At 54.0% G+C, this 24,998-nt stretch carries 23 protein-coding genes; 9 read left to right on the top strand and 14 right to left on the bottom strand.

Annotated features, from left to right (window positions below):
* Positions 1–3 precede the first annotated feature (3 nt).
* From HCH_RS25950 to HCH_RS25960, 3 genes are all read right to left on the bottom strand, one after another.
* Positions 4–414: a hypothetical protein gene (locus HCH_RS25950; RefSeq protein WP_011399497.1), complete on the bottom strand. Its 411-nt coding sequence runs from the start codon at positions 412–414 to the stop codon at positions 4–6.
* A gap of 261 nt (positions 415–675) precedes the next feature.
* Positions 676–3,285, bottom strand: a complete 2,610-nt coding sequence (locus HCH_RS25955) for a M9 family metallopeptidase (RefSeq protein ID WP_011399498.1) — start codon at positions 3,283–3,285, stop codon at positions 676–678.
* Positions 3,286–3,826: 541 nt separating this feature from the next.
* Positions 3,827–4,963 carry an acyl-CoA dehydrogenase family protein gene (locus HCH_RS25960; RefSeq protein WP_011399499.1) on the bottom strand — a complete coding sequence of 379 codons (1,137 nt, stop codon included), beginning with the start codon at positions 4,961–4,963 and terminating at the stop codon, positions 3,827–3,829.
* Positions 4,964–5,142: 179 nt separating this feature from the next.
* Between HCH_RS25960 and HCH_RS25965 the strand changes: the two genes are divergently transcribed.
* Complete coding sequence (locus HCH_RS25965; RefSeq protein WP_011399500.1) at positions 5,143–5,634, top strand: HugZ family protein; 492 nt, start codon at positions 5,143–5,145, stop codon at positions 5,632–5,634.
* 37 nt (positions 5,635–5,671) lie between these two features.
* Here the strand turns inward: HCH_RS25965 and HCH_RS25970 are convergent, their stop codons facing one another.
* The 6 genes from HCH_RS25970 to mpl form a co-directional block, all read right to left on the bottom strand.
* Complete coding sequence (locus HCH_RS25970) at positions 5,672–5,998, bottom strand: YdbL family protein (protein WP_011399501.1); 327 nt, start codon at positions 5,996–5,998, stop codon at positions 5,672–5,674.
* A gap of 77 nt (positions 5,999–6,075) precedes the next feature.
* On the bottom strand, positions 6,076–6,267 hold the full coding sequence (locus HCH_RS25975) for a YnbE family lipoprotein (RefSeq protein WP_041598940.1): 192 nt from the start codon (positions 6,265–6,267) through the stop codon (positions 6,076–6,078).
* Between the two features lie 74 nt (positions 6,268–6,341).
* A complete protein-coding gene (locus HCH_RS25980) occupies positions 6,342–8,843 on the bottom strand; it encodes an intermembrane phospholipid transport protein YdbH family protein (RefSeq protein ID WP_011399504.1) in 2,502 nt (833 codons plus the stop codon).
* Between the two features lie 3 nt (positions 8,844–8,846).
* Positions 8,847–9,608, bottom strand: a complete 762-nt coding sequence (locus HCH_RS25985) for an ATP-binding protein (RefSeq protein WP_011399505.1) — start codon at positions 9,606–9,608, stop codon at positions 8,847–8,849.
* Between the two features lie 48 nt (positions 9,609–9,656).
* Positions 9,657–10,295, bottom strand: coding sequence for a flavin prenyltransferase UbiX (locus HCH_RS25990; RefSeq protein WP_011399506.1), 639 nt, complete (start codon positions 10,293–10,295; stop codon positions 9,657–9,659).
* Entirely contained in the window at positions 10,292–11,665 is a 1,374-nt protein-coding gene (mpl, locus tag HCH_RS25995) for a UDP-N-acetylmuramate:L-alanyl-gamma-D-glutamyl-meso-diaminopimelate ligase (protein WP_041598941.1), read from the bottom strand. The genes HCH_RS25990 and mpl overlap by 4 nt, the downstream gene beginning before the upstream one ends.
* 298 nt (positions 11,666–11,963) lie before the next feature.
* On the opposite strand from mpl, the gene HCH_RS26000 reads away from it, so the two are divergent.
* Positions 11,964–13,226, top strand: coding sequence for a 6-phosphofructokinase (locus tag HCH_RS26000; protein WP_011399508.1), 1,263 nt, complete (start codon positions 11,964–11,966; stop codon positions 13,224–13,226).
* A gap of 71 nt (positions 13,227–13,297) precedes the next feature.
* Here the strand turns inward: HCH_RS26000 and HCH_RS26005 are convergent, their stop codons facing one another.
* Positions 13,298–13,942, bottom strand: coding sequence for a TetR/AcrR family transcriptional regulator (locus HCH_RS26005; protein ID WP_238384933.1), 645 nt, complete (start codon positions 13,940–13,942; stop codon positions 13,298–13,300).
* A gap of 245 nt (positions 13,943–14,187) precedes the next feature.
* On the opposite strand from HCH_RS26005, the gene HCH_RS26010 reads away from it, so the two are divergent.
* A complete protein-coding gene (locus HCH_RS26010) occupies positions 14,188–14,634 on the top strand; it encodes a DUF2214 family protein (protein WP_011399511.1) in 447 nt (148 codons plus the stop codon).
* A 6-nt stretch (positions 14,635–14,640) separates the two neighbouring features.
* Here the strand turns inward: HCH_RS26010 and HCH_RS26015 are convergent, their stop codons facing one another.
* Positions 14,641–15,075, bottom strand: a complete 435-nt coding sequence (locus tag HCH_RS26015; RefSeq protein ID WP_041599968.1) for an Lrp/AsnC family transcriptional regulator — start codon at positions 15,073–15,075, stop codon at positions 14,641–14,643.
* 222 nt (positions 15,076–15,297) lie between these two features.
* On the opposite strand from HCH_RS26015, the gene yjeH reads away from it, so the two are divergent.
* A complete protein-coding gene (gene yjeH, locus HCH_RS26020) occupies positions 15,298–16,557 on the top strand; it encodes an L-methionine/branched-chain amino acid transporter (protein WP_011399513.1) in 1,260 nt (419 codons plus the stop codon).
* Between the two features lie 35 nt (positions 16,558–16,592).
* Here the strand turns inward: yjeH and glcF are convergent, their stop codons facing one another.
* From glcF to HCH_RS26035, 3 genes are read right to left on the bottom strand one after another with little or no spacing between them, the layout of a single operon-like run.
* Positions 16,593–17,810, bottom strand: a complete 1,218-nt coding sequence (glcF, locus tag HCH_RS26025; RefSeq protein WP_011399514.1) for a glycolate oxidase subunit GlcF — start codon at positions 17,808–17,810, stop codon at positions 16,593–16,595.
* 48 nt (positions 17,811–17,858) lie between these two features.
* Complete coding sequence (gene glcE / locus HCH_RS26030) at positions 17,859–18,917, bottom strand: glycolate oxidase subunit GlcE (RefSeq protein WP_011399515.1); 1,059 nt, start codon at positions 18,915–18,917, stop codon at positions 17,859–17,861.
* A gap of 40 nt (positions 18,918–18,957) precedes the next feature.
* Positions 18,958–20,409 (bottom strand): FAD-linked oxidase C-terminal domain-containing protein, encoded by a 1,452-nt coding sequence (locus HCH_RS26035; protein ID WP_011399516.1) that lies wholly within the window; start codon positions 20,407–20,409, stop codon positions 18,958–18,960.
* A gap of 401 nt (positions 20,410–20,810) precedes the next feature.
* Between HCH_RS26035 and HCH_RS35270 the strand changes: the two genes are divergently transcribed.
* From HCH_RS35270 to HCH_RS26055, 5 genes are all read left to right on the top strand, one after another.
* Positions 20,811–20,870 (top strand): hypothetical protein, encoded by a 60-nt coding sequence (locus tag HCH_RS35270; protein WP_370454959.1) that lies wholly within the window; start codon positions 20,811–20,813, stop codon positions 20,868–20,870.
* On the top strand, positions 20,863–21,819 hold the full coding sequence (locus HCH_RS26040) for an amino acid ABC transporter substrate-binding protein (RefSeq protein WP_420794881.1): 957 nt from the start codon (positions 20,863–20,865) through the stop codon (positions 21,817–21,819). Before HCH_RS35270 ends, HCH_RS26040 begins: the two co-directional genes overlap by 8 nt.
* A 95-nt stretch (positions 21,820–21,914) precedes the next feature.
* A complete protein-coding gene (locus HCH_RS26045; RefSeq protein WP_011399518.1) occupies positions 21,915–23,102 on the top strand; it encodes an amino acid ABC transporter permease in 1,188 nt (395 codons plus the stop codon).
* A 5-nt stretch (positions 23,103–23,107) separates the two neighbouring features.
* Entirely contained in the window at positions 23,108–24,205 is a 1,098-nt protein-coding gene (locus HCH_RS26050; protein WP_011399519.1) for an amino acid ABC transporter permease, read from the top strand.
* A gap of 60 nt (positions 24,206–24,265) precedes the next feature.
* Positions 24,266–24,994, top strand: coding sequence for an amino acid ABC transporter ATP-binding protein (locus HCH_RS26055; RefSeq protein ID WP_148212843.1), 729 nt, complete (start codon positions 24,266–24,268; stop codon positions 24,992–24,994).
* Positions 24,995–24,998: the final 4 nt, after the last annotated feature.

A 24,998-nucleotide genomic window follows, 5' to 3' on the forward strand; every position in this document is an offset into this window, starting at 1 on the left:
AATTCAGTTGGTGCGGCTAGACCAATAATCCATTACGCCGACCAACATCAGCGCTGGACTTTCTATGTCTTCGCGGCTGGCGGAAAGGTACTCAGCCAGCGCATTGGCGGCGTCAAACATCAACGTTTCTTCTTCACTGCTAAAGCCTCGCTCGCTGGCGCTCTGTATATCGCCCTTCTCCAGATAGACCGCGGCTTCGCGCGTCGCGCCGTTTACCTTGACGCTGACTTCGACCAACGCATCCCGCCCCAGAGAGCTGGCGAATTCAACACGGTCCTCGCCCACTTGATAAGCGCCTGAGAACGACTTGGCAGACTCGACTTTTACCGTGAGATTTTCCTGCGCCTGCACATTGGCCGCAAAAAAACCGGCTAATATTAATCCCAGAGCCGCACCTTGCAGGATGTTCTTCATAACGCCTCCCGAATGGATTCCCCTGATTGCCGTTTAAACAACAAGGCAGAGTTTAAAACATTCGTTTGAAACAGTCGTTTTATGTGCTGTAAAGAACTGTAAAACTTTGCTGTGGGTCTAAATCGAGTTGAGAGGAACGTGACAATGAGCCTTGGCTCACTCATGCGGGGGCAAAAAAACCGGGCGCATATACGCCCGGACAATAAGGAAGGGTGTTCAAGCTTGCCAGCGCAGCCAGAGTGACTGCGCTGGAGGCTTCAACTACCGTAGAGTCAGCTGCAGGTTAACGCCGCTGTATCCGCCGTCGGTTTTCAACCACACATGGTAGTAGGTTCCGACATTTGGATTTCTCACTACGATTCTTTCGTTGTTGCTGCGTCTGGCGGACAAGTCATCGTATGTGCTGGCGTCTGGCCAGCCTGCGTTACGCACATACAGATCAACATCGCCGCGACCGCCCCAGGTATTCAGCTCAAAAGCGCGGGTTCCTGCTGGTACAAAGAACCAATAGTACTCGCCATGAGTGGACTCCAGGTTACTGCGCGGCTTGCCGCTTAGCAGTTCAGGCCCCTCAGATGAGTCGCCGCCATCATCGCCGCCGCCCGTGTCGCCACAGTCGGTTGGCGCGTCATTCAAGCCCACGGTCACGCACAGATCGCTGTAGCCGGCGGTGGACGTCAGCAGCACATGGTAATAAGTACCGCCTTCAGGTGAGGAAACCTGGATGCTGTTGTCAGCATTACCGGAAGTGGACTTCTGGTCGTAATCCGTCGTCGTCGGCCAACCGTCGTGTTTCACGTAAACGGACACATCGCCATTATCGCCGCGAGTCAGCAGATGCAGCAGATCCGTGCCGTGTGGCGCGAACATGAAGTAGTAAGCCTGGCTACCTGCGCCCGCTGTCAGCGACTTGGGCTTGCCGGGCTCCAGCGCGCGCGGATCGTCGGAACCGTCGTCGCCACCATCATCACCGCCATCGTCGTCGCCGTCATCACCACCGTCGTCGCCATCATCGTCACCGTCATCTCCGCCATCGTCGTTGCCTTCCAGCACCGCCGCCAGCCAGTTGGCGAAGTGTTCATCGTAACGCTGACCGGTCGAGTTCAACCAGGCTTCGAAGCTTTCGTAATCGCCAGCTCTGAACCAGGACAGAATCTGCGTGGTATCCGATGGGCGCTGCTCCAGCATGTAGCGCGCGGACCAGTATCCCCAGCGATAGATGCGATCAACGCCATCGTCATAGGTATTGCGCAGAATTTTAGACAGCGCGACTTTCTCGCGACGGGCTACGTCTTCCGCTCCAGGATTGTCCTTCAGCTTGGATACGTATTCCGCCAGACCTTCAGTCCACCACACGGTGGGAACCTGCATGCCGGTGTTGAAGTCGCCGTACAAGTCGAAGCGACCATCCAAGTAGTGAACATACTCGTGTTCAAGGTTCCAGACCTGATGTTCGCCTGGGGCGTAATCCGCCTGATAAGCGATGAATCGCGCCTGGTTATTAGGATCGGAAGGCGTGCCTTCCAGATACATACCGCCATTGTTGGTGTCTATGCCAAACAGCAGCCAGCCGAAATCGCCGTACGCGCCGCTGTTTTTAAACACCACCAGCTCCAGCTTGTCGTTGAAGTCGTCAGCAACAGGCTGTTTACCGGTATTCAACATATCGTGGAAGATATTTTCACGCATTCCCAAGGTTTCACAGGCTGACGCCAGTTCCTTGGTCGACATCGCCTGAGCATTCACGGTAATTGTCGGGCTACAATCGTGACGAATGGTAAGCACTACCTCTTTGACCCGCTGCTTCACATTACACGCGTCATACTCGCTGCAGTTTTCCGGGTCATTCAATTCCACGGCGCCCGCCAGCAGCGCCCACATGTTCACGGTATCGGACGCCAACGGATATTTATCCATTAAGCCGCCAATCCAACCACCGACCGCTTTGCGCGTGCCGTCGTACTGCAGGAAGCGTCCCAGCTCTCTGGTGGCGTTAAGCACCAGATAGCTCCGGTCGTCGTTCAGCCATGCGTCATTCTTCATGATGAAGTCATACAGCGCTTTGGCGACGCGAGAGTCGTTGGCGACTTTTTGTTTGAAATCATCGTAGCCATGGCCACGGAAATAGATAGTGAAGATACTGTTCAATGCGCGGGCGTAAGCATCTTCAGTCGCGGCTTTGTCCTGCAGCAGCTGTAACCAGTAAATGGTGTCGTAGACAAAAACGCCCTGGTTCAAAGAGCTGTCCACCAACGTCAAGGCCTCACCCATGACCGATGCGTTTTCCCGCTTATGCAGGTAGTTCAACGCACTATTCATGAACGCGGTGATCGCCGTGGCGGCTTGCTGCTTCAGGTTATTGCTGTAATCGCCCACTTCATCCGAGTGATACCACTGCACGAAGTAACCGGCGCGCATATAAAGAATCAACTGCTCCATACCTGTGGTGTTATCACCCTGGTAACGGCTGGACTCAGACGCGATCGCCTGCGCGACAGTGACCATTTTGCTTTCCTGGAACAGATTGCGCGCCACATTACCGCGCGCCTGAAACAGGTCGTTGATACATCCCATATCGGATTTCTGGATGGCCTGGGTCAAAGCTGACCCGGAAAGAGAAGCCAAATCCTGAGGATCACAATCCGCCGCAATCTCTTTCGCGGCCATCATCATGAAATCCTGGCGGATTCTGGTGGGCGTCATCACTGGCGGTGGAAGCTCAGCCTCATGCTGAGACGGAATGGCGTGCTCGTGAACTTCTATAGGACGGCTGTTAGGCGCGCCCTGCACTGGCGGTAGGGAAGCCTGCGCTGCGCTGGCGAGCAAGGCGGTCCCAATAAATACCCCAACTTTTCTGTTCTTATGAAACATAAGTCAGCCCTTTTTGTAGTTTATATCTCTGAGCGGTGGCCCAAAGTCCTTTAGCATTTTCGATAGAGCGGAAAATGCTATGCATATAACCTTAGACCCACATGGCCGGGCATTCTATTAACGTTGTTAATTTCTTTGTATCGGTCAGGCCGTCTAGCCCTAGGACTAGTCCGTTATCTCTAGTGGATAGTACACAACCAGCCTAACCGGCATGAGTTTGGAGACGCATCGATCTTAAACGTTAAAGCCGCAACCAGCTGAGCCTCGCGCGTGGTAAGGGAAGACGGAGAAGAAAGGAAAATCAGGAGCCTGACTGCAGACGAAATTATCAGGCTCCAGAGGAGGACTAGACTGTCCGAGGCTTACTTATTAATACGCACCATTTGGGTGATGTCGTACCCATTACAGGACGAACTATCTATCCGAATTGTGACGGACTGCCCAGTTGTTAGCTTACATAAAGGCAATACATGGTCTTTGCGCCCTTAAACCAAGCTGAATCCTGAGAGTATTTCACAACAGATCCAAACGGCACGACCACTCACAAAGACCGAGCCACTATCTCCTTCATAATCTCATTCGTGCCGGCGTAGATTTTTTGGACTCGCGAGTCGGCCCAGGCGCGGGCGATGGGGTATTCCCACATGTATCCGTAGCCGCCGTGGAGTTGGACGCATTCGTCCATGACTTTGCATTGCAGGTCGGTGGACCATTGTTTGAGCATGGCGGCGGTGGGAACGTCGAGTTTTTTGTCGAGGTGGAGTTCCAGGCAGCGGTCGAGGAAGACCCGACCTGCAGTGACTTCCGCTTTTAGCTCGGCGAGTTTGAAGCGGGTGTTTTGAAACGCCATGAGCGGTTTGCCGAAGGCGTTGCGTTCTTTGCAGTATTTGATGGTCAGGTCGAGGGCGGCTTCGCAGGCGGAAATTGCAGTGATGCCAACCAATAATCTTTCTTGCGGCAGTTCCTGCATCAGGGCGATAAATCCACTGTTTTCGGCGCCTAGCAGGTTTTCCATCGGCACCATGACATCCTGGAAGAACAGCTCAGAAGTGTCCTGAGCTTTCATGCCCACTTTTTCCAGATTCTTGCCCTTGCTGAAGCCTTTCCAGCTACTTTCCACCAAAAACAGACTGGTGCCTTTAGCGCCTGCTTTGGGGTCCGTCTTGGCGACGACAATTACCACATCGGCATGTTGCCCATTAGTGATAAAGGTTTTAGAGCCGTTCAGGACGTAATGGTCTCCGTTTTTAACCGCTGTGGTTTTCACACCCTGGAGATCAGAGCCTGCGCCGGGTTCCGTCATTGCGATGGCGGACACCATCTCCCCGGTCGCCATTTTGGAGAGGTAGTTTTTCTTTTGTGATTCGGTTCCATAGTGAAGGATATAGGGAGCCACAATATCCGAGTGCAGTCCGAAGCCAATACCGGATAACCCCAGATGGGAAATCTCTTCGGAGATAACCGCACTGAAGCGAAAGTCCACCCCAGAGCCACCGTATTCTTCCGGCATGGTGGGGCATAAATACCCCATCTCCCCCGCTTTATTCCATAACTGTCGATCCACCTGCCCGTCTTTTTCCCATTGCAAATGAAAAGGGGACGCTTCTTTTTCCAAAAACTTGCGGAAGGAATCTCTGAACTGTTCCAGGTCGCTATCGAAAAGTGCTCTCGGTATCATGACCGTCTCCTGTTGTTATTCTGTGCGGAGGTTTCCAATGGTGTGAATGTCAATTCAGTTTCGCAATTACGCCATACCCCACCAATAACGAAAAGTGTCATTTTGATTGACGAAAAGAGACAGTTTGCTCTCAGGCGAATCGCCTGATTCGTCGTCATAACGGTAAGAGGAAGACTAACTTGTCAACAGAGACGGAATCGCTACGGACGGAAATAGAGACGCTGATCGAGCGCTTTAAGACAGTGCAGTTCGCCTGCGTCAATGAAAGCAATGAACCACTGGCGAGCTATGCGCCATTCGTCCGTCATAATGGAGATTTTTACATCTACGTCAGCGCGCTGGCGCCCCACACGGCCTGTCTGAAAACGACTCCGACCGCGAGTCTGCTGTTTATAGAAGAGGAGCAGGTTAGTCGGAATCTATTCGCCAGATTAAGGTTGATACTGCAGTGCTCCGTAACGGAGGTCGGTCGCGATGGCCAGGATTATGAAACCATGCTCGACAGATTCGCCGACAAATTCGGCCCCACGATCGCCATGCTGCGTCAATTGCCGGACTTTAGCTTATTGAGGATGGAGATCACCAGCGGTCGTTTTGTGAAAGGGTTTGGAGCCGCTTATAGCGTGACGGATAAAGCCTTTAACCAGCTCCAACAAGTCACAGGGAAATAGAGGGATGCATATCGCCGCTATTTCCCTTGCGGGCGGATTAAAGCTTTTCTTTCATTACCCAGCCGCCAGAACCTTTAACGTAATCTTTAGGACCGGCTTTCTCTATCAGCAACTTGCCGGCTAATTTACCGACTTCGTCTACAGAGATGCCGCGCTCCGCAGCAATTTTTGCGTACTTCTTGCTACGTTTGTCGTTGGTTTCCAACACCAGCGCGTTGACCTCCGCGCCAGATTTGACTGCGCCCAAATAGCCGTCAGCCTGTTCGCCGACCAAGCCCTTTGCTTTGGCTTCGTCTAAATCCAACGCCCATGCGGGCATACTGACAAACAAACTACAAAATAAAGCCAGAATGATCTTTTTCATACAGAAATCCTCTCTCGCGCCTCTACACACAGGTATGCGGTCGTTTGGTTACTTTTATCGCAACGTAGGGGCGCTGCTTAGAACAAATCATCTTCTTCGGAAAAGAGCTTCTCAAGATCCTTCTCTACTTTCACCCTGATCTCATGCTCAATTTTTACATTGAGGTTTATCGTGATGGGCTTGTCAGGCACCGCCACTTCAACCCTTGGAGCGCATGCGACGATAAGCGGCAAGCATAACGCACACAATATTGAGTTTTTAGTATTCATCAAATAACTAAGCCTTATTTACTTCAGTTAACTATAGCAACCGTAGCTGAACATAAACTGAACTGTCGCTACGGTTAATAAGTCCCTTTTTCCAACTTTTTCTGAATAGAGCCAGGGACCAATATGCTCCGCAGATTATCAATAATATTGGTTTGCAGATTAACGTTCAGCGCAATAGGTGCGCCGGAGTACCGTTTGTTCGCACTCTTGCCCGCGAGTTGAATGTCGAACAACAGAACCCCATTCTGTTGGTAATCCACACGACTGACCAGAGAATTGTAGTTAAAGTTCTCCAGCGCATCGACAGCAAACTGCAGACTGGGGTTGGCGGCGCTGAGCGCGCGCCAATAGTCCACATCCACCAGATTTATCGAGCCTGACGACTGTGCGGCGATGCGGCCGTTGTTGGCGGTGACGCCGCCATCTTTTATGGAGATAGGCAACAGTCCGGCAATGCGGCCGCTGGCTTTAATTTTATCGCTTTCCAGTGCAACCAGCTTACCCAGATCCAGATTGGAGACTTCCACCCACAAATCAGAATGGGTCAACGGGCATTGCACTTTCGCCGGTTGCACCAGCCTTGCCTTGCCATCAAACAGACCAACGGATGCGCGCTCCAGCTGCAGATCGCAATTGAGTCCTTTGGCGAAATCCACCCGCCCGGAAACATCGATCGCCGCCTCCGTGGCCTGCATCATATCAGAGGCTTCCACTGAGTTGATCGCAAGTCGCAGCGGCTGGTTAAAAGTTGCGTCTTGGCCGGTAAACTGAAGGTCTGTCGTCAAGCTTAAGCCTTTAGCTTTGATTTCCTCATAGGTCGCTCCCCAATTGGACAGCGCGACATTAGCGCGACCGTCAATCGCCAGGGCGTCTTTCATTGTCCAATTCACCGCTCCGCGGACGGAGACTGTTCCGAGGCTGAGCGTCAGCGCCTCAGGAAATGAAGCGATGAACGATTTAACGAAGTTGAAGTTGGTCGGCTTGCCTTCGACATCATAAGACAGCCAGCCTTTTCTCTCCGCCGGACGATAAATGATTTCCAGCGGGCTGCTCAGCCCTAACGTTTTCAACTGCGCTTTATCTACAGCGATGCGCTTATCGTCCGCTTTGATCCGGCCCGTAAAGGCCACTTCCGCATTTCGCCCCTGGTGGGACAGGTTGATTTTAGCCTTGGCGTCCGTAGCCAGGTTCCAGGAAAACGCCGGTTTACCCCGGCCGGGCTGAGTTTCTTGGCCCCCTGTATTGATCGTCAAAGCGGTTTTCCCAAACTCTATGCTTCCATCTTTGAGCTCCATCGACGCCTCCTGAAACGACCAGCCGCTCCATGCGATACGCGCGCCCTTATTGAGACTTACCTGCATGTCCGCCCCTAACTTCACATGCCCCTCCAGCGCCACCTCGACCTTCTGCGGATACTGTGGGTCGTTCAGCGTCGCGTCGGTTTGCAGAGCCATGGACACCGTCTTTGTAGCGGCGGCGTATTGCAGCGTGGCCTTCGCATTGAGTTGAGGCTCAGTGGCTGACGCAGGTTTGGAATGCAGCTCCAGCTTCAGTGCGTCAGGGCAACTTGGCTCCGCCGACAGTTGTTCACATCGCACCGCCTCCAGCGTCCTTACCCGCCATGACAAAGGCAAGGATTGTGCAGACTCCGGCCATTGCGGAACATCCACCAGAACCGTCGATGGCTGGATAACAGCAACCTCTGGAGCCATCGCCCCAGTGAGTTCAATTTCCGTCTCACCGGATACCCGAATATTCTGCTGGACCAGTTGTGTTTGGAACGTCGGCTTGATGTTGAACGACCAGGGAGTACTACCTACGACATCCGGAAACGTCAATTCAAAGCCTCCGGACGTCTGTAACGAGGTTATCGGCTCTTGCGGCATACGAATCGCCGCCAGCAACGCCGACCAGTCCGCTGAATGCTCTCCTGTAAAACGCCAGGCGCCGTCATCGCCCAATTCTCCTTTAGCGGTCAACGTCATGCGTTGATCACTCGCCAGACTGAGAGAGAGAGACGTGGGCGCCATCCAGTTTAACGTCAAGGACATGGGGGCATCCTGATACTGGGTTTGAATCTGTAAATCCAGCCCTTCCGGTGTGCGCTCCAAAGACAGGCTCGCGGTCAGCGTCTGCTCGCCAGCAGGCGCTTGCAACTGCTCCACTTCAACCGTAATAAAGGGAATACGCTGCGCCACGCTGTATAACAAGGCGCTCACCGCCACCGGCGCGCTTTGCTCCCCAGCCGCCTTCGTCGCTGGCGTATAGACGATTCGCTGCGCTTTCGCAGTCAGTGATTCTTCAATTTTTTGGCAACAGCGCCAGCCGATTTTAACGTCTTCCCCATAAATGATTGCGCCACCGTCCAGGCCAAGTTCGACCTCCCGTAAGCGCCAGCCGCCCCATCCGGGACGACCAATTTCCAGCTTGCGGATATCCACGCCCGCGCGGCCAGCCAGCTCCTGCGCCAGAGGGGGCAGCCATTGCGGCGCAAACCACCAGGCCACTCCTGTCAGAATGCAGAGCGCCAGCAAGGTGATCAGGCCGCCCCACGTCAGTCGCTTGCGCCACGTCATCGATTAGTTTTCGCTATGCTGTTTGAAAAATTGATACGCGACGCGACCACTGCGGCCGCCTCGGGAGGTGGCGAACTGAATGGCCAGTCTGTGCAGCGCCTCGCGGTCGCCGGTATAGTCATGAAAGTAGTGATCGATAATATCCAGATAACTGTCCTGGTTGAATGGATAAAAAGAGAGCCACAAGCCAAAACGATCCGACAGGGAAACTTTTTCCTCTACCGAATCCCCTTGGTGAATTTCATTGTTGACCATCTTGGCTTCGAGGTTTTCCGACATGTACTCGGGCATCAGGTGGCGGCGATTTGAGGTGGCGTAGATCAACACATTTTTCGGCGGCAATTCAATAGAGCCTTCCAGTACGCTTTTCAGGACTTTATAGGTCTTCTCTCCTGCTTCAAACGACAAGTCATCGCAAAAAATGATAAAGCGTTGGGGCAAGTCGCGCACTTCATCGACAATTTCCGGCAGGTAAATCAGATCGTCTTTATCCACCTCGATAACACGCAGTCCCTGGGGAAAATATTCATTCAGCATCGCCTTGATCAGCGAAGATTTGCCTGTGCCGCGGGAGCCCCACAACAGAGCGTTATTAGCTGGTTTTCCCGCCAGAAAGCGCTCCGTGTTCCTCTGTAGCGCGGCTTTCTGGCGATCCACATTAAGTAGTTCATTGAATCGAATGGGATCAATTTCACGGACCGCGCGGAGACTTCCTTTAAATTGACGCCAGATTGCGGCGGGAGTGACGTTCCAATCAATACTCATAATGCTGCTCGCAATATTTGATTTTTAAATACAGACGGGCGACGAGGATCAGGAATCGTCGCCGCCGGGAGTCGAGGAGGTCCTGCCCCACGCAGGAGTCAGATCCTGGTCAATGCCGAGGTGATTCAGAATGCGGGCGACGATGAAATCGATCATCTGCTCGACGGATTCCGGCTTGTGATAAAAGCCCGGTGAAGCAGGCAGTATAGTGACGCCCATTTGCGAGAGCTTCAGCATATTCTCCAGCTGCACCGTAGAGTAAGGACTCTCTCTCGGCACCAGAATCAGCTGTTTGCGCTCTTTCAGCACAACATCCGCCGCACGTTCAATCAGATTATTGCTGGCGCCGGTGGCGATAGCGGACAAGGTTCCCGTGCTGCAGGGGCACACCACCATTCTGGCCGGCGAGCCCGACCCGGAGGCGACCGGTGACATCCAGTCCTCTTTACCGAATACGCGCAACTGCCCGGGCGCTGCGCCAAACTCCCCAGTCAACGCCTGCTCCAGCTTCGCCGCCTGACCAGGCAGTTTGATATCCGCTTCCACGCTGGCGACCACATAAGCCGCCTTCGACACCATCAAATAAACCTGATGCTGTTTTTGCAGCAACACCTGCAACAAACGCCAGCCGTACTGAAAGCCGGAGGCGCCGGTAATCGCGACAGTAATTGGCTCGTTAAAGCTCACGACGACACCGCCTCCTCCTCGGCGAGCATGCTTTTCAGCTTCGCAGGCAGGCCGGCGAAACCGCCATTGCTCATCAGTACGATATGGGCAGGCCCTTTTACGTCGGCAAGCAGACGCGTGATTTCATCAACCTTATCCACAATCTGGTGTTTGGGGGGGGCATTGCGCACAGCGTCATCAAGCCATTCGTAGCCGTCCAGATTGGCCCAGATCACATGATCGGCCAGTTCCGCAGACGCCAATAGCGTGTCCCGGTGCACGCCCATTTTCATGGTATTGGAGCGGGGTTCGATAATCGCCCAGATTGGCGCATCGCCCACACGCTTACGCAATCCTTCCAGGGTCAATTGAATTGCCGTGGGATGATGAGCGAAATCATCGTAGGCGGCCACTCCGTTGCGCTCGCCCAGTTTTTCCAGACGACGCTTGACCCCGGGAAAGGCGGACAGCGCGGGAATAGCGTTCTGTGGGCGAATGCCGATATGACGCGCCGCCAGCAAGGTCGCCAACGCATTCTGTACGTTGTGGGCGCCGCTCATGCCCCACTCCACAATGCCGCATGACTCGCCGTTTAAAAACACTTCGAAACGACTGCCGTCTTCCGCCAGACACTCGGCCCGAATATCCGCCTGAGCATCGCTCAGAGAGAAAGTCTGCCGCGGCGACCACAATCCCATCGCCAGCGTCTCCTCAACAGCAGGCGTCTGCGTGGGCGTAATCACCAGCCCCTGGCGCGGCACAGTGCGCACGACATGGTGAAACTGGCGTTGAATATCGCCGAGATCGCGGAAGATATCCGCGTGATCAAATTCCATGTTGTTGATGATCAACGTGCGGGGACGGTAGTGAATGAATTTGGAGCGTTTGTCGAAAAAAGCGCTGTCGTATTCGTCCGCTTCGATGACGAAAAAAGAGGTGTCTCCCAGTCTGGCCGAAACATCAAAACCTTGGGAAACGCCGCCGATCAGAAACCCTGGAGCCAGTCCCGCTTGCTCCAGCACCCAGGCCAGCATGCTGGTGGTGGTGGTTTTGCCGTGAGTGCCGGCCACCGCCAGCACCCAGCGCTCCTGCAATACGTGCTCCGCCAGCCATTGTGGACCGCTGGTGTATGGCAGGCCTTTATCCAGAACATACTCCACCAACGGGTTACCCCGGCTCATGGCGTTGCCGACAATAATAAGGTCGGGCTTGGGATCAAGGTGGGATGGATCATATCCCTCGCGCAATTCAATTCCCTGCGCCATCAGCTGCGTGCTCATGGGAGGATATACATTCTTGTCGGACCCGCTGACCTTGTATCCCATTTCCTTGGCGAGCAACGCCAGGCTACCCATGAAAGTCCCGCAAATGCCTAGTATGTGTACATGCATGTTTCTTGCTAATCGCTATCTTTTAATCTGTGAAAAGAATCAGTGTCTCATCCGTCCGACCGTCAACGCAGGCGGTCTGTTTGGCGCAGATTGCGAATTGAACGTCAGAAAACTGAGCTTCGGGCGCATATCGGTCAATTATTACTGACGGGTTCCCTAAGCGCCAGCGCCGAACCGGAAATGGCCCTATCTATTGAGTAAATTTAAGAAAATATCGTGGCGGTGTGTGGAGACATGAAAATAGCATTAAACTCGCGTATGATTCGCGCCCATAAGACGACGAGAGGCGACAACGAATATGACGGTTAAAAACGCGTTTTATGCGCAATCCGGCGGCGTGACCTCGGTCATCAACGCCTCAGCCTGCGGCGTACTGGAAACCGCCCGCGCGCACTCAGACAAAATAGGCAAAGTCTACGCCGGCCATAACGGCATAATCGGCGCTCTGCGTGAAGAGCTGATCGACACCAGCCTGGAAAGCGACGCGGATATCGCCGCACTGAAACACACGCCCGGCGGCGCTTTCGGTTCCTGCCGCTATAAGCTGAAAGACATCAAAACCCATAAAGCCGAATACGAGCGCCTCATCGAAGTCTTCAAGGCTCACAACATCGGATACTTCTTTTACAACGGCGGCAACGACTCCTCCGACACCGCCTACAAAGTCTCTCAGATCAGCGAGCAGCTGGGGTATCCGATCACCAGCATCGGCATCCCTAAAACCGTCGACAACGACCTGCCTATCACCGACTGCTGCCCCGGATTCGGCTCCGTCGCCAAGTATATCTCCACCTCTATTATGGAAGCCTCTCTGGATATTCAGTCCATGTGCGAGTCCTCCACCAAAATATTCGTCATGGAAGTCATGGGGCGTCACGCCGGCTGGATCGCGGCGGCGGCGGGTCTGGCGCAGCGCGAGGAAGGCGGAGCGCCGCAAATCATCCTGTTCCCGGAAACGCCATTCGATAAAGCCAGCTTTCTCAGACGCGTGGATGAAGTGGTCAAGCGCGACGGTTTTTGCGCCATCGTGGTGTCGGAAGGGGCGCAATATGCGGACGGGCGCTTCCTGTCAGACGCCGGCGTTACCGACGCTTTCGGCCACACGCAATTGGGCGGCGTGGCGCCCTTCATCGCCAATATGATCAAAAGCGAGTTGGGCTATAAATACCATTGGGCGGTGGCGGATTACCTGCAACGCTCCGCCCGCCACATCTCTTCCGCCACCGACCTGGATCAGGCCTACGCCGTGGGCAAAGCCGCCGTGGATCTGGCTTTGGCGGGGAAAAATGCAGTGATGCCGGTCATTGTGCGGGAGCAGGACAGCCCCTATAAGTGGTCGGTTGGCGAAGCGCCTTTAGCAAAAATAGCCAACGTAGAAAAGAAAATGCCGAAAGAGTTTATTACCGAGGACGGCTTCGGCATTACTGAGGCGGCGCGCCGTTATCTGCAGCCGTTAATTCAGGGCGAGTCCTACCCGCCCTATAAAAATGGCGTACCAGACTACGTGAAACTGAAAAATCAGTTGGTGGCGAAGAAGCTCGCCCACTCTTTTAACGTCTGACGACGAACCCCATATCGCATTAACGGCGGGACATTCTCCCGCCGTTTTCCAAACGTCATCTCCCGCTTTGTTTAATCCCCGTCCCTTTTCAAAATTCCGTACAGCGAGATTTTCAGAGAATCCAGAATCATCGACTTTTCGCCGCTGCTCTCCGTGCATTTATACATGCCGTCTATCCACAGGCTGGCGATGCCATGCACCATGGACCAGGCGGCGTGGGCGATCAGGGACACGTCTCTGTCGGTGAATACGCCTTCACTCACCCCTTTCGTAGCGATGTTCAAAATAACCTGAAAGGCGCTACTGCCCGCCTCCGCCAGTTCCGGGTAGTCCATTGGACAGGCGATCACTGGGCCAAACATCAATTTGTACAACTCGGGATTATCCCGCGCGAATTGAATATAGGCATTGCCGGAATGGCAAAGCTGGTGTGATGGGTCACTATGGGCGTCGGCTGCTTCCTGGGTTACCCGCTGCAATTCGCGATACCCTTGCGCCGCCAAAGCGGCCAGCAGCGCGTTTTTATCCGCGAAGTGGCGATATGGCGCGGTTTGCGAGACGCCGATTTCACGCGCCAGCGCCCGCAGGCTGATCTTGTCCGGCCCGACTTGCTTGAGCTGCGTCAGGGCTTTGTCCAGCAACTCATTCCGTAAGTTGCCGTGATGGTAGGGCTGGTGCGCGTCAACGCCTGCGACAGCTTCTCTCAAATTACTCACCTTATTCTCTTCTACTTATTCGTGTTATTGGTTCAGGATAAATCCATCTCAAAGTCTCTCCTATGATCCACAGCAGCTTAACGCCGTTTCGTACGATGCTTCCGAAGATAAGCGTTAATTTCCGCTTTAAACCGGATATCTCTGGTAAGTGTGGGGCGCAAAACCACAAGCGTCAACATTGTTGACACAGAAAACATTGTGACCACACAATATTTTCACCGACAACATCATCAGGAATTCACGCCATGCTCGTCCCCATCGCTCTATCCTGGCTTCACTTTATTTGCATCTTTGCGCTGGTCAGTCTGTTGCTGCAAGAGCGTAAAATCCTGAGTATGAATTGGTCACTGGATGCCGCCAAAGCGTTGCTGGCGACGGACCGCTGGTTTGGGCTAAGCGCGATGACGGTCTTGGCAAGCGGGTTTGCGAGGGTCTTTTTCGAGAAAGGAGAGGCTTACTATTTTTCCAACTTCTTCTTTTGGAGCAAGCTTGCGTTGTTTATCACCGCCGGGCTGATTTCCCTTTATCCGACAATACAGTTTCTGCGCTGGCGCAAATCGATCCAGGCCGGCCAGACGCCAGAGTTTGGCGCCGACGATCGCCGCAGAGTCACACGCGCAATCCATGCGCAAATGCTGTTGGTTCTATTAATTCCCTTATGCGCTGTGCTGATGGCGCGAGGTTACGGCTAAACGCCATCAGGCGTTAAGAAACTCGTTGATATACTCCGACATCACCACATGGGTTTTAATTTTGCCGACCCCGTGAATAGCGGTGAGACGATCACGGATTTCATGAATCCGCGCCATGTTCGGCGCCTTCAGAAACAGCATCATATCCGTGTCCCCCGCTACGCCGTGACAGACTTTGATTTCGGGAATAGTTCTGAGTATCTGCGCCATCTCCGTACACTGAATTTCGTTATAGCTGATCTCCAGATACACCGAGACCTGATCCTCCCGCGCCTGAGTAACCAGCACCTGATACCCGCGGATAATTCCCGTCTCCTCCATTTTGCGAATACGATCGGTCACCGCCGAGCGGGACAAGCTCACTTTCTCGGCGATGGCGGACACCGGCTGTCTGGCGTTTTCACGCAATGACTGAAGAATTTTTTCATCAAATTTGTCCACAGGCTCTCCCACTAAAATACTCGACAAATCAACCATAAAGCGCCTTTTAATCCACATTTTGGCGACGCGCCGACGTTATGCCGATCAAACCGGCATTTTGGCGGCGCAAAGCCGCAATTTGCAACGAGGGATTTGATTAATATTGCAAAGGTCCGTCACCGCTCCCTCAATGAAAGCACGACGCTGTCCATAGACCCCGCATAAACCTCAAGGAAAATTATTATGCCGTCGCTCCATCGCTCGCTCAGTTTTAGCCAGGGTCTCGGTCTCTTAGCGTCCGCCCTATTGGGGACTGGCGTCTTCATCGTCCCCGAACTCACCGTTAAGCACTCCGGCGCCAATGCGTTGTGGGGATGGGGGCTGTTAGTGTTCGCCATTATCCCCATCGCCTTCGCTTTCGCCAGACTGGGTAAGCGTTATCCCCACGCCGGCGGCGCCTCCCATTATGTTCACTCCGCATTTGGCGCGACCCAGGGCCGCATCGTGGGTTGGGTTTTGCTGGCCCTGGTGCCGGTAGGGCTGCCCGCCGCAATGGAAATGGCGGGGTGGTTTCTCACCTCCCTTATCGCACTGACGTCGATCGAACTCCTCGCCGTCAAATTGACGCTGGTAGCGGGCATGCTGTGGGTCAACTTGCGAGGCGTGAAACTTTCAGGCTCGCTGCAGACCGCCATCGCCTTCAGTGTGGGTGGTATTGTAGTCCTGCTTTCGATACTTGCCTGGCTCGACGTGATTCCGCCTGCCCCGGCTGAGCCCTCTTCCTTTAATTGGGAGCAAGTCGGCGCCGCGGCGGGGTTGGCGTTCTGGAGTTTTATCGGCATTGAAACCCTGGCTCACTTATCGACAGAATTCAAAAATCCTGAGCGGGACTTTCCGTTATGCCTGATTATCGGTGTGGCGCTGGTCGGACTGGTGTACTGGATGGGGAGCTGGGTGACGCTGCATTATGCATTAGGCGCGGATTATTCCGGCCCCGCCATGGTGTATCTGTTCGATGCGCTGATTGGCGGGCACGGCAAACTGCTGATTGGGCTATTCGGCTTTCTGTCCTGCGTCGCCACCATGAATATCTATCTGGCCGGCTCTTCCCGTATGTTGTGGAGCCTGGGTAAGGATGGCGCGACCTATCCCGCTTTGGGCAAAGTGAACCGCCATGGCGCTCCCGCGAATGCAGTGTTCGTCATGTCCATCGCCAGCATTGCGAGCCTGCTTGTCTTCTCTGTACTTCAGGTTCCTCTGGAAGAGTTGATTCGCATGGCCAACGGCATGATCGTTCTGGTTTATCTGCTGACGATGCTTTCCGCTATTCGCCTGTTCAAAGGCAAGGACCGTATTTTGCCGGGTCTGGGAGCGCTAGTGTGTCTCTATCTGGCGTACACCCTGATGAGTTCCTTGTGGTGCATCGCCGTAGTTTACACCAGTATCTTCATCATCCTGAAAGTACGTAAACCTAAACAGGCGCTGATGGGAGCGCAGGCGTAACGCCTGTCTCCCTCTGTAACTCCATTTCCCCCACCTTATCCCAGCGCTTCGTCCATGATCTCAATCCAGTGCCGGACGGGAACTCTGGCCTCAGACGCAAGGTGTAACTGGCAACCTACATTTGCGGTGACAATGGTGTCTGGATCGTCCTGCACCAGCGCCGCGACTTTCTTCTTTAATAACTGGCGGCTCATCTTCGGCTGCAACAGCGAATAGGCGCCGGCTGATCCGCAACAGAGGTGTTTGTCTCGCGCCGAAGCAAGATCAAACCCCACATCAGTCAGGATCTTTTCGACAATTCCCGGTAACTTTTGCCCATGTTGCAACGTACAAGGGCAATGCACGGCGATTTTTGAGTAGTTCCTCTTTATAGAAAGCACGGACAAATCCTCCGCCGCCACCACTTCGCTCAGGTCGCGGGTCATTTGCGACACTCTGTGGGCTTTTTCCGCGTACTCGGGATCGTCCTTCAAAATATGCCCATACTCCTTCACCAGTTCCCCGCACCCTGAAGCGGTGATAACAATCGCCTCCAAACCCGACTCGATGGCCGGCCACCAGGCGTCGATGTTCTTTTTCATCAACCGTTTGCCCTCATCCTGCGCGCCCAGATGATAACTGACGGCGCCGCAACAACCGGCGTCGGTCGAGGCGATCAGGCTGACGCCGAGACGATCCAGCACTCGCGCCGCTGCGGCGTTGGTATTCGGAGTGGTGATGCTTTGGGCGCAACCATGCAATCCCATCATTACCCTTGGCTGACGTTGAGGCGGCCAGGTAATCGGCACCTGCTTCTCAGGGATTTTCTTGCGCAGATATTCCGGCAATGCCGGTCTCACCCATTGACCGACGACGATCAGGAAGCCGAAACGCTGAGGGTAAGGCAGCAACAGGAGCAGGATTTTACGCAGCAGACGTTCACGCCAGGTGCGGGGGACTTTTTTCTCCACCACGCCACGTCCGATGTCGAGCAATTTGCCGTACTCAACGCCGGAGGGACATGTAGTTTCACAGCTGCGACAAGTCAGGCAACGATCCAAATGCAAGCGGGTGCTTTCCGAGGCCTCGTCCGTCTCCAGCATCTGCTTGATTAAATAGATGCGGCCCCTTGGTCCGTCGCGCTCATCGCCCAGTTCCTGATAGGTAGGACAGGTGGCGTTACAAAAGCCGCAGTGCACGCAGGAACGAATAATCTTTTCCGCTTCATCGCCTTCAGGCGTGTTCTTATATTTAGCGTGAATATCGGTTTTCATCAGTGACCTTTGAGTCCCGGACTCGCTCGCCGCCAATCCGGTTGAATACTAAAGCCAGGAATACAGCCTGCCTGGATTGAAAATGCCGTCAGGGTCCAGAGCCGCTTTCAGCCTTTGATGCAGCGCCCGCAACGGCGGAGAAAGCCGGTGATAAACCTCGCCGTTACGGTCGCCATGACGGTACAGGCTGGCCTGGCCTTGAGCGGAAACCGCATACCGCTCCATGGCCGTTAACGATGATTCAGCCCGCACCCACCTCAGGGCGCCGCCCCAGTCCAACAGCACTGGCGCGTCATTGCCTAACGGCGGCGCGGAAGGTTTGACCGACAAACGCCACAAAGGCATATCGCCGTCAAAGAATTCATGCGTCTGCTCCTGGATCAGGCGCCAGAAGTCCGCCGCCCGCTCCAGCAACTCCCCCCCCCAATAGCCGATGGTGCTGGCCACCGCCTGCTCTGCGCCGGACAGCCGCAAATACAAACGGCCCCCCGTCCAGCACACGGCTGATAACGGACGCGGCTGTCGGCACAATTCAATCATTTTATTGATCGCCGTGGCCTCATTGCATTCCTGCACCAGCGTGGTTTCCAGCTCCGGTTTGGGAATCACCCGGATACTGAGTTCAGTAATGACGCCCAGGGAGCCCATCGCGCCGCACTGCGCTCGCGACAAGTCATAACCCGCGACATTTTTCATCACTACGCCGCCGAAGCGCAGATGTTCGCCTTTGCCATTAATGATGCGTGTTCCCAGCAGGGCGTCGCGTACGGAGCCACGCCAAGGACGGGCGGGACCGGATGTGTTGGCGGCCAGGGCGCCGCCCAGCGTCGCCCGCCCCTCGAATTCTGGAGGCTCAAACGGCAGCATCTGGCTCTGTTCGTCGAGAATTCTCCGCACATCAGCGATGCGCGTGCCGGCTCTGGCGGTAATCACCAGTTCAGAAGGCGAATAGTCCACGACGCCACTGTGCCCGCTCATATCCAGCGTCTCGCCGGCGGCGGCGCGTCCCAGGAAAGTTTTGCTGCCGCCGCCCCGTATCATCAGAGGCCGACTCGCCGTTTTGGCGGTCATCACTTGGTCGACCAGTCTGTCAGCTATGTCCGTCATTTATATATGTTCATCCGGGACGGAGCTTCCGCCCACACTATTAATTGCCTATCGAGCGATATTCCTGACACCTGCGCAATATAGGAACGCCTTTTCCGGGGTTCAAAACACCGCCGGGATCAAAGGCCTCTTTCACGGCGTGAAACTGCTCCAGCTCTGAGTCTGAAAATTGCGAGCGCATCTGCCGTATTTTTTCCAGGCCGACGCCATGCTCGCCCGTGATGCAACCGCCGACGGCGACGCACAGCTCCAAAATTCTGCCGCCAAACTCTTCCGTCTTTTCAAACTCGCCCGGCACGTTGGCGTCAAACATAATCAACGGGTGTAAATTACCGTCGCCAGCGTGAAATACATTCGCCACGCGCAATCCATATTCTTCCGACATTTCCCGCATTCGCGTCAGCACATAAGACAGCTGGCTGCGGGGAATGACGCCGTCCATGCAATAGTAATCAGGTGAAATACGCCCGACCGCAGGAAACGCAGACTTGCGTCCCTTCCACAACAGTGCACGCTCCGCATCGCTTTGAGACGTTCGCACCGCGACGGCGCCAAGCTCACGAAACAGGTCTTCCACTTGTTCCACATATTCCGCCACTTCCTCCCGCACGCCATCAATTTCACATAGCAGGAGCGCCTCCACATTGGTCGGATAGCCGGCGCGCACGAAATCCTCCGCCGCCTGAATAGCGTAACGATCCATCATTTCCAGCGCGGCGGGAATTATCCCTTTGGCGATAACCCCCGCAACTGCGTCGCCCGCTTTCTCCACGCTGTCGAACGCCGCCATGATTACCTGCGCAGCGTCTGGCGACGGCAACAGTTTCACAGTGATTTCGGTAATGACGCCCAACAGTCCTTCCGAACCAATAATCAACGGCAACAGATCGAAACCGCAATTATCCAGTCCCTGCCCGCCAACGCGTACTCTCTCGCCTTCGGCGGTGAGCATTTCAAACGCCAACACGTTATGGACGGTCAAACCGTACTTAAGACAATGAGCGCCGCCGGCGTTTTCCGCCAGATTACCGCCAATGGTGCAGGCGATTTGCGAGGAGGGATCAGGCGCGTAAAACAGCCCCATAGGCTCCACCGCCTGGCTGATCGCAAGATTGCGTACGCCGGGCTGCACCGTGGCGGTGCGCGCTTCCGGGTCGATGCGCAGAATCCGATTAAGGCGGGCCAGAGAAAGTAAAATTCCTTCCGGGCTCGGTGTGGCGCCTGCCGACAACCCTGTCCCGGCGCCGCGCGCGACTACCGGCACACCCCAACGGTGACAGAGCTTGAGGATCTTCTGCACGTTCTCCACAGAGTCCGGCAATACAGTCAGCAACGGGCGTTCGCAGTAAGCGGACAAGCCGTCGCATTCATAGACCCGCAACGTTTCCTCATCTGCGATGATGGAATCGGAAGGCAAGAATTTCGCCATTTCTTCAATGAGCAATTTTTTGCGGGTTTCAAATGAGCTTGTGGAAGTAACGGATGAATACATGGAAAGCCGATTATGATGGAAGGTCTCTCACTAACAGTTTCCCCCTTCGGAAAACACGTATTTTTTAGCATAAAAACGGATTGGCTTGCACCGAAATTTAATCTTTTTCCCTATCGCGCACCAACATTAAGCACAACCGTATTTCATCATCTACACTTTACTTTGGAATTAGTCCGTGGTCTTCAGCCAAATTTATGATGCGCCACGATACCAATAAAATCATGAAGTTACGGCATTACAATTGCATTAACCAAGGTGAAGTTCATTGGATACGTAATTACCGAAATGCCCGAATTTTTGTGTTTACGCATTCTCGTTTTTGCGAAAACACTATGCTAAGTTAAATCCGGTAATAACAATGAACAACAAACAACCAACCGAGGGTAAAAAATGAAGAAGACATTCGTTTCTGCAGTTGCAGCGCTTGGGTTTATGACGGCTACCGGTGCAGCGATGGCTGATGGCACACTGGACGCTGTAAAGAAAAAAGGGTTTGTTCAGTGTGGCGTGAGCACTGGCCTTCCCGGCTTCTCCAACCCGGATGACAAAGGCAACTGGATGGGCCTCGACGTTGACCTGTGCCGCGCAGTTGCAGCTGCGACGCTAGGCGACGCTTCAAAAGTAAAATACATCCCACTCACCGCCAAAGAGCGTTTCACAGCTCTGCAATCCGGCGAAATCGACCTCCTCTCCCGTAACACTACCTGGACACTGACTCGCGACGGCTCACTGGGCCTTAACTTCGCTGGCGTCAACTACTACGACGGTCAGGGCTTCCTGGTAAGTAAAGATCTGGGCGTGAAGAGCGCGAAAGAACTGGACGGCGCAGCAGTGTGTATCCAGGCGGGAACCACCACCGAATTGAACCTGGCCGACTACTTCCGTGAGTTCGGTATGAAATACCAGCCAGTGGTATTCGACACTTCCGACCAGACTGTAAAAGGCTTCGAAGCCGGACGTTGCGATGTTCTGACTTCCGACCAGTCTCAGCTGTACGCTCTGCGCATTCAGCTTTCCAACCCGGACAAAGCCATGGTTCTGCCGGAAGTTATCTCTAAAGAGCCTTTGGGCCCTGTGGTTCGTCAAGGCGACGACCAGTGGTTCAACATCGTGAAGTGGTCTCTGTTCGCAGCGATTACCGCTGAAGAACTTGGCGTATCTTCCGATAACGTAGACAAAATGAAATCCAGCACTAACCCGAACGTACAACGTCTGTTGGGCGCCGAAGCCGGCCAGGGCAAAAACCTGGGTCTGGACGATACCTGGGCTTTCAACATCGTTAAGCAAGTCGGTAACTACGGCGAAATGTTCGAACGTAACGTCGGCAAATCCTCTCCGCTGGGCATTGAGCGCGGTCTGAACGCACTGTGGACCAAAGGCGGTCTGCAATACGCTCCACCTATCCGCTAATACAAGCCATAGTGTCTGGGCGCACGTCCGTGCGCCCTATCCTGTTCTAAACACCCAATTTAATAACTCCTTGCCGATCCTCTGGAGAACATTGAGTGGATATTCAAAACAAAGGACAGGATAAAGCGAAAACAAAAATCTGGAACGATCCTGCAGTACGCTCTGTATTTTTCCAAGTACTTGCTGTGGGCGCCGTAGTCGCTTTTTTCCTGTACATTATTAATAACGCGCTTACCAATATGGAACAGCGCGGGATAACTACCGGTTTCGCTTTTCTTGGCGATCAAGCCGGATTCGGGATTCTCCAGTCATTAATTGAATATGACGAGACCCATTCCTTTGGCCGTACATTCTTTGTCGGTCTGCTGAATACAGTGCTGGTCGCTGTGTTGGGCATTATCCTGGCGACTATTCTTGGATTCTTCATCGGTATCGGACGCCTGTCGCACAACTGGCTAATCTCAAAGCTGGCGACGACCTATATCGAGACTTTCCGGAACATCCCCCTTCTGCTGCAGATCTTCTTCTGGTATTTCGCTGTATTGCAAGGCCTCCCAAGCCCACGCAACAGTATGAGCATCGGCGAGTCTGTATTCTTCAATATCCGCGGCTTATACCTTCCCGGCCCCGTCTATGAAGATGGTTTTGGCGCCGTCGCTTTTGCAATAGTGGTCGCCATCGGCATTATTATCGGCCTGGTAAGATTCGAGCGTAAAAGACAGCGCGAGACAGGCAAGACTTTTCCCCTGTTCTTGCCGTCCGTTGGTATTTTGTGCGGCCTTCCTCTGATTGTTTACTTCCTCGCTGGTTCTCCCATGCATTGGGATTATCCTGTGTTGACGGGCTTCAACTTCAAAGGCGGTTTGACGATTATCCCAGAGCTGATTGCGTTGTTGATCGCGCTGACTGTCTATACCGCAGCCTTCATCGCCGAGGTGGTGCGTTCCGGTATTGAAGCGATTCCGAGAGGTCAAAGCGAAGCGGCCAATGCATTGGGACTGTCGAATGGGCAGCGTCTGCGTCTGGTTATCATTCCTCAGGCGATGCGGGTCATTATTCCCCCGATGACCAACCAGTACCTCAACCTGACCAAAAACTCTTCGCTGGCGACCGCTATCGGTTACCCGGATCTGGTATCCGTGTTCATGGGCACAACCCTGAACCAGACAGGTCAGGCGATAGAGATTATATTTATGACAATGGCCGTCTATCTGTTCCTCAGCTTGAGCACCTCCGCTCTGATGAACTGGTACAACAGCCGTATTGCACTGGTTGAGAGGTAATCGACATGAGCAATAAATTTGTTCCATTGCCCGACTTGCCCCCGCCATCCAATACGGTAGGCGTCGTCGGCTGGCTCAGAACCAATCTGTTCAGCAGCCCGGTGAACAGTGTCCTGACCATTATCGCCTTTTACCTGATTTATTCAGGTATTTCCTGGTTTGTTTCTTGGGGCGTCATTAACGCAGACGTCATTGGAACTTCACGGGAAGACTGCACATCCGGCGGCGCCTGTTGGGTGTTCATATCCGTACGTCTGCCTCAGTTCATTTACGGTTTCTACCCGCCGGACGAGGTCTGGCGCATTAATCTGATGTTCGCGATCGCCATCATTGGCATTGTCGCGCTGATGATCGACAAAACGCCGAAGAAAGGCTGGATTGCGCTGTTTATGCTGGTCATTTTCCCGATCATTGCGTACTTCCTTCTGTATGGCGGCGCTTTCGGTCTGGAAGTGGTGGAAACCCATAAATGGGGCGGCTTGACCCTGACGTTGGTCATCGCCACCGTCGGTATCGTTGTCTCCTTGCCGATCGGCGTCGCACTGGCGCTGGGTCGTCGTTCTGAGATGCCCATCGTCAAGAGCATCAGTGTGGTCTACATTGAGTTCTGGCGTGGCGTTCCCTTGATCACGGTGTTGTTCATGGCCTCGGTCATGCTGCCGCTGTTCATGAGCGAAGGCACGGAAACCGACAAGTTGGTGCGCGCCATGATCGGCGTCATCATGTTCCAGAGCGCGTATATGGCGGAAGTCGTACGCGGCGGTCTGCAGGCGATTCCCAAAGGTCAATATGAAGCGGCTCATTCGCTGGGTCTGAGCTACTGGAAGATGATGTTCTTCATCATTCTCCCGCAAGCGCTCAAACTGATGATTCCCGGCATCGTCAATACCTTTATCGCTCTGTTCAAAGACACCAGTCTGGTATTGATCATCGGCCTGTTCGACCTGCTCGCCATCGTGCAGTCAGCATTGCACGATCCCAAATGGCTGGGCTTCTCCGTTGAAGGTTATATTTTCGTGGCTTTCTTATTCTGGGTGTTCTGCTTCGGAATGTCCCGCTACAGCCAGGCGCTGGAGCGTAAACTGAATACCAGTCACCGATAGGCAAGTTTTCTGGAGTACGACATGAATACGAATACTAACAGCGCAGAATCCCGCAAGAGCATGATCCACCTGCGCGGCGTCAACAAATGGTACGGTAAGTTCCATGTATTGAAAGACATCAATCTGGAAGTGTACAAGGGCGAACGTATCGTTGTTTGCGGGCCATCGGGCTCTGGCAAGTCCACCATGATCCGCTGCATCAACCGCCTGGAAGAGCATCAGCAAGGGGACATCATCGTTAAAGATATTCCTCTGACCAACGACCTTAAGAACATCGACAGCGTACGCCGGGAAGTCGGTATGGTGTTCCAGCACTTTAACCTGTTTCCTCACCTGACTGTGCTTCAGAACTGCACGCTGGCTCCAATCTGGGTGCGTAAAGTACCGCAGAAAGAAGCCGAGGCGGCAGCGATGAAATACCTGGAAAAGGTTAAGATCCCGCATCAGGCGCACAAATATCCGGGACAGTTGTCAGGCGGTCAGCAGCAGCGTGTGGCCATCGCCCGCAGTCTCTGTATGAACCCTGAAATCATGCTGTTCGACGAGCCCACTTCGGCGCTCGACCCGGAGATGATCAAAGAGGTGCTGGACACTATGATCGAGCTGGCGGAATCCGGCATGACCATGATCTGCGTCACCCACGAAATGGGCTTCGCCAAGACCGTGGCCAACCGGGTTATCTTCATGGACGCCGGCCAGATCATAGAGGAAAATGAGCCGCACGAGTTCTTCAACAATCCACAGAACGAGCGGACCAAACTGTTCCTCAGCCAGATCCTGCAACACTAAGGAC

This window comes from Hahella chejuensis KCTC 2396 (genome assembly GCF_000012985.1).
GTDB lineage: Bacteria > Pseudomonadota > Gammaproteobacteria > Pseudomonadales > Oleiphilaceae > Hahella > Hahella chejuensis.